The organism is Streptomyces sp. NPDC054956, from assembly GCF_053609185.1.
In genome coordinates, this window is the sequence record NZ_JBSGXB010000433.1 from 1 (window position 1) to 5,025 (window position 5,025).

The 5,025-nt window shown below is 74.8% G+C and carries 4 protein-coding genes; 3 read left to right on the forward strand and 1 reads right to left on the reverse strand.

Features of this window, described 5'->3' with window-relative positions:
* Window positions 1-44 precede the first annotated feature (44 nt).
* Window positions 45-1,193 carry an ROK family transcriptional regulator gene (locus ACWGDE_RS35995; RefSeq protein ID WP_453393286.1) on the reverse strand — a complete coding sequence of 383 codons (1,149 nt, stop codon included), beginning with the start codon at window positions 1,191-1,193 and terminating at the stop codon, window positions 45-47.
* 55 nt (window positions 1,194-1,248) lie between these two features.
* On the opposite strand from ACWGDE_RS35995, the gene ACWGDE_RS36000 reads away from it, so the two are divergent.
* The 3 genes from ACWGDE_RS36000 to ACWGDE_RS36010 all read left to right on the forward strand — a co-directional run bounded on the left by ACWGDE_RS36000 (window position 1,249) and on the right by ACWGDE_RS36010 (window position 4,732).
* Window positions 1,249-2,475, forward strand: a complete 1,227-nt coding sequence (locus ACWGDE_RS36000) for an MFS transporter (RefSeq protein WP_453393287.1) — start codon at window positions 1,249-1,251, stop codon at window positions 2,473-2,475.
* A 69-nt stretch (window positions 2,476-2,544) separates the two neighbouring features.
* A complete protein-coding gene (locus ACWGDE_RS36005) occupies window positions 2,545-4,005 on the forward strand; it encodes a uracil-xanthine permease family protein (RefSeq protein WP_453393289.1) in 1,461 nt (486 codons plus the stop codon).
* Window positions 4,006-4,081: 76 nt separating this feature from the next.
* On the forward strand, window positions 4,082-4,732 hold the full coding sequence (locus tag ACWGDE_RS36010; RefSeq protein WP_453393288.1) for a DUF5995 family protein: 651 nt from the start codon (window positions 4,082-4,084) through the stop codon (window positions 4,730-4,732).
* Window positions 4,733-5,025 lie beyond the last annotated feature (293 nt).

A 5,025-nucleotide genomic window follows, 5' to 3' on the forward strand; every position in this document is an offset into this window, starting at 1 on the left:
CGGTGCCGGGCGCCGCGGGCCCGGCAGGATCCGAAAGGGACGGCCTAGCCGAACCGCACCGCCTGGGCCGCCTCGCGGGCGGCGAGGCGGGCGCCCGTGAGGACGGCCGGGCCGCCGAGGGCGGTGGCGCGGACCTCGGTGGTGACCGGGGTCAGGGTGGTCAGCCGGGCGGCGACCCGGGCGGCGAGCGCGGGTCCGCCCGCGCGGCCGAGTTCACCGCCGAGGACCACGCAGCCGGGGTCGAGGATGGCCGCCACGGCGGCGGCGCCCAGGGAGAGCCGCTCGGCGAGTGCGTCGAGGAAGGCCTCCCCGGCGGCGCCGGCGACGGCCTCCTCCACCGGCCCGCGGTAGCCGTGTTCGGCCGCCAGGGCGGCGACGGCCCCGCGGCCCGCGAGGGCGTGGAAGCCGCCCGAGCAGTCGGTGGCCGACGGCAGTCCGCCCGTGCCGGGCACGGGGAGGAAGCCGATCTCGCCGGCTCCGCCGGAGGCTCCCCGGCGCAGCCGGCCGTCCAGGACCACGGCCGCGCCGACCCCCGCGCCGAGCCACAGCAGTACGAAGGAGTCCACGTCCCGGGCCGCGCCGACCCGTTGTTCGGCCAGGGCCGCCAGGTTGGTCTCGTTCTCCACCACGACCACCGACGGCAGGCGCCGCTGGAGCGCCGCCACCAGGTCCCGGTGCCAGCCGGGCAGTCCGATGGTGTCGCCGAGTTCGCCGCTGCCCGGGGCGACCAGGCCCGGTGCGCCGACGACCACCGTGTGGAGCCGGTCCGCGCCCGCCCGCCGCGCGAGTTCCTCCAGGCGGTCGACGGCCTCCTCGACCGCGTCGACCGGGAGGGCGGCCTCGGCCAGCGGGTGTCCGAGCAGGTCGGTGACCACCGCGGTCGCGCTGTCCGTCCGTACGTCGAGCGCCGCGAGGTACGCCCGCCGCGCGACGATCCCGTACAGCCGGGCGTTGGGGCCGCGCCGCTGTTCGCCGGATTCGCCGACGACCTCGATCAGTCCGGCCCCGGTGAGCCGTTCCACCAGGTCGGCGACGGAGGGGCGGGACAGGCCGGTCAGCTTCTTGAGCTGGGTGGCCGTCAGCGGGCCCTCGTCCTGGAGCAGTCGCAGGGCGAGCCGGTCGTTGATCGCGCGGGCCGTGCTCGGGGAGGCCGGGGACGTGGTCAGGGCCTTGGCGGGGGTCACGGCGCCCATCCTATGAGCTCCTGGGGATTAACTATCAGGCAGGGTCCCTGATAGTTTATTTTTCATGACCGGGGAACCCGACCTCAGCCCGGCGCGACTGCGCCATGCCCGCTACGCCATAGCCGGCGTCTTCTGCGTACACGGCGCGGTGACCGGCTCCTTCGCCACCCGCATCCCCTGGATCCAGGACCACGCGCAGCTCGGCGCGGGCACCCTGGGCCTGGCCCTCGCCTTCCCCGCCCTCGGCGCCGCGCTCACGATGCCGCTGGCCGGGCGGATCAACCACCGGCTCGGCGCGCGCACCGCCCTGCGGGTGCTGCTGGGCCTGTGGACGCTCTCCCTCGTCCTGCCGAGCCTGGCCCCGAACCTGGTGACGCTCTGCTTCGCGCTCTTCGTCTACGGGGCCACGGCCGGCATGTCCGACGTGGCGATGAACGCGCTGGGCGTGGAGACCGAGAACCGGCTGAAGCGCTCGATCATGTCCTCGCTGCACGGCATGTGGAGCGTGGGCGCCCTGATCGGCTCGGCCGCCGGTACGGTCGCCGCGCACACCGGGGCCGACGCCCGCCTCCACCACTTGATCGCCGCGGTCGCCCTGACGGCGGCCGGGCTGGTGGCCGTACGGGGCGTCCTGGACCTGCGTACCGACGCGGACGGCGCGGAGGCGCCGCCGCACTTCGCGCTCCCGCCGAAGTCCGCGCTGTTCATCGGGGCGATCGGCTTCTGCGCGGTCTTCGCGGAGGGCGCGAGCATGGACTGGTCGGCGGTGTACCTGCGGGACGTGCTGGACACCGACGCCGGCCTCGCCGCCGCCTCCACCACCGCGTTCGCGCTCACGATGGCGCTCGCCCGGCTCGCCGGGGACAAGGTCGTGGACCGGTTCGGGCCCGTACGCACGGTCCGCGCGGGCGGCGCGCTGGCCACCGCGGGCGGGCTGCTCGTGGTGACGGTCCGGCATCCGGCCGCGGCCCTGGCCGGCTTCGGGCTGATCGGGCTCGGCATCGCCGTGGTGGTCCCGCTGGCCTTCGCGGCCGCCGCGCGCAGCGGCCCGGCCCCGGCGCAGGCCATCGCGGGTGTCGCGACGATCACGTACACCTCGGGGCTGATCGCCCCGTCGGCGATCGGCGCGGTGGCCGACGCGACCTCGCTGGTGGTGTCGTTCGGGCTGGTCACGCTGCTGTCGTTCGCGCTGATCGCGGGGGCGGCCGTACTGCGGCAGCGGCCGGTGGCGGCCGCCGGCGGGGCCGCCGACCCCGCCAATCGGGACGAACCTGCCGCTATCCAGCCGTAATATGTCGCCTGGCCGCCTGCGGCCTCGAAGCTTGACCGACCCGACCTGAGACACGAAATGCGGTGGAACATGGGCCTCGGCGTGCGCTGGACCCTGCACGGAGACGGGCGGACCCCCGCCCCCGGCGCGGTGGTGCGGCCGGACGAGCGGCTGTCGTGGCCGCGGACCGCGGGGCTGGGCGCCCAGCACGTCGTGGCGATGTTCGGGGCGAGCTTCGTCGCCCCGGTCCTGATGGGTCTGGACCCCAACCTCGCGATCATGATGTCGGGCGTCGCCACCGTCATCTTCCTGCTCGCGACGCGCGGCCGGGTCCCCTCGTACCTGGGCTGCTCGCTCTCCTTCGTGGGCGTGGCGGCGGCGATCCGGGCGAGCGGCGGGGACAGCGCGACCGTCACGGGCGCGGTGTTCGTGGTCGGCGCGGCGCTGTTCCTCGCGGGCCTGGCCGTCCAGCGGTTCGGGGCGCGGATCATCCACGCGGCGATGCCGCCGGTGGTGACGGGCGCGGTCGTGATGCTGATCGGCTTCAACCTGGCTCCGGTGACGGCGTCCACGTACTGGCCGCAGGACCAGTGGACGGCGCTGCTGACCATGCTGTTCACGGGGCTGGCCGTGGTCTGCCTGCGGGGCTTCTGGTCGCGCATCGCGATCTTCCTCGGCCTGATCTTCGGGTACGGCATCTCCTGGGTCTTCGACCTGGTCTTCGGCAAGATCCACTCCACCACGGGCGGACCGGACGCCGTCGACCACTGGCGGCTCGACCTGTCCGGGGTGGCCGAGGCCGACTGGATCGGGCTGCCCACCTTCCACGCGCCGGCCTTCGAGTGGTCGGCGATCCTGATCGCCCTGCCGGTCGTCATCGCGCTGATCGCGGAGAACGCCGGTCACATCAAGGCCGTCGGCGAGATGACCGGCGACCCGCTCGACGACAAGCTCGGCACCGCCATCGCGGCCGACGGCGCCGCCTCGATGCTCTCCACGGCCGTCGGCGGTCCGCCGAACACCACCTACTCCGAGAACATCGGCGTCATGGCGGCCACCCGGGTGTACTCGACGGCGGCCTACTGGGCGGCGGCCGGGTTCGCGCTCCTCTTCGGCCTGTGCCCCAAGTTCGGCGCGGTCGTCGCGGCGATCCCCGGCGGGGTGCTGGGCGGGATCACCGTGATCCTGTACGGCATGATCGGCCTGCTCGGCGCGCAGATCTGGATCAACGGCCGGGTGGACCTGCGCAATCCGCTGAACCTGGTGCCGGCCGCGGCGGGCATCATCATCGGCGTCGGCGGGGTCAAGCTGCACATCAGCGACAGCTTCGAGCTGGGCGGGATCGCGCTCGGCACGATCGTCGTCATCACCGGCTACCACGCGCTGCGGTACTTCGCGCCGGCGCACCTGAAGCAGCAGGAGCCGCTGCTCGACTCCGGCACTTCCGCGTACGACGACGGGGACGGCGGCGGCGACGGCAACGGCAACGGCGGCGGCCCGGACCGCGAGGGCTCCGGGGCCGCGGAAGGCTCCGGGGACAAGCGCGGTTGACGCGGTTTCGCCCGAACCGGCGAAGCGTACGGCCAAGTTCCCCTGATCCCGGCCCGCGACTGGGACGCTGCCTCCCATGGTCCCCATGGAAGCGGTGCTGGCGCGGATGCGCGCCCTGGAAGAGCGGCTCCCCGAGCGGGACGGCGTCGCCGTCTTCAACCGGGTGTACCTCACGGTGACGCAGACGCTCCACGAACGGATCTCCTACGGGGCGTTCCCCTCGCCGCGCAGGGCGGAGACGCTCAGCGTCCGCTTCGCCGAGCGTTACCTGTCGGCGGTGGAGACCGACCGGGCCCCGGCCTGCTGGCGGCCGCTGCTCCAGTACCGCCGCCATCCCGGGATCCGGCCGCTCCAGCACGCGCTGGCCGGGATCAACGCCCACATCGGGCACGACCTGGCGCTGGCGGTGGTCTCCACCTGCCGCTCCCTGGACTGCGAGCCGGCCGCGCTCGAAGCGGACTTCGACCGGGTCGGCGACACGCTGGTCTCCCTGGAGGAGCACATCCGGGAGGACCTGATGCCCGGTCCGGACGTCCTGGAGATCGCGGATCCGCTGACGCACCTGCTCGGCGCGTGGAGCCTGGAACGGGCCCGCGCGGGGGCCTGGGCGTCGGCCCGCCTGCTGTGGTCGCTGCGCCGCTCCCCCGATCTGGCGGAGGAGTTCACCGAGTCCCTCGACGCGGGCGTCGGCCTGGTCGGCCGCTGCCTCCTGACCCCGACGGGCTGACCCCGGCGAGGCTGACGCCCGCCGCCCTGTGCCGAGCCCCTCGCGGGCCGGTGCCGCAGCCGGCCCCGACCCAGCCGCCGTCCTCGGTACCCCGCCGGGCAGCCGCGCTCGCGCTCTCACGGGGTGCCGTGTTCCGCCGCTGCGCGGAGCTGTGCGCGTGGGGTCCCAGGGCGGCGCTGCGCGGGCCAGTCCCCTACCCACCCTTCCACCGTTCGCCGGGCTCCGCCCCGGCCCCACGCGGGGGGGGCGCCGCTCCCCGCGGGGCCCCCCCCCCCCCCCCCCCCCCCAAAAAG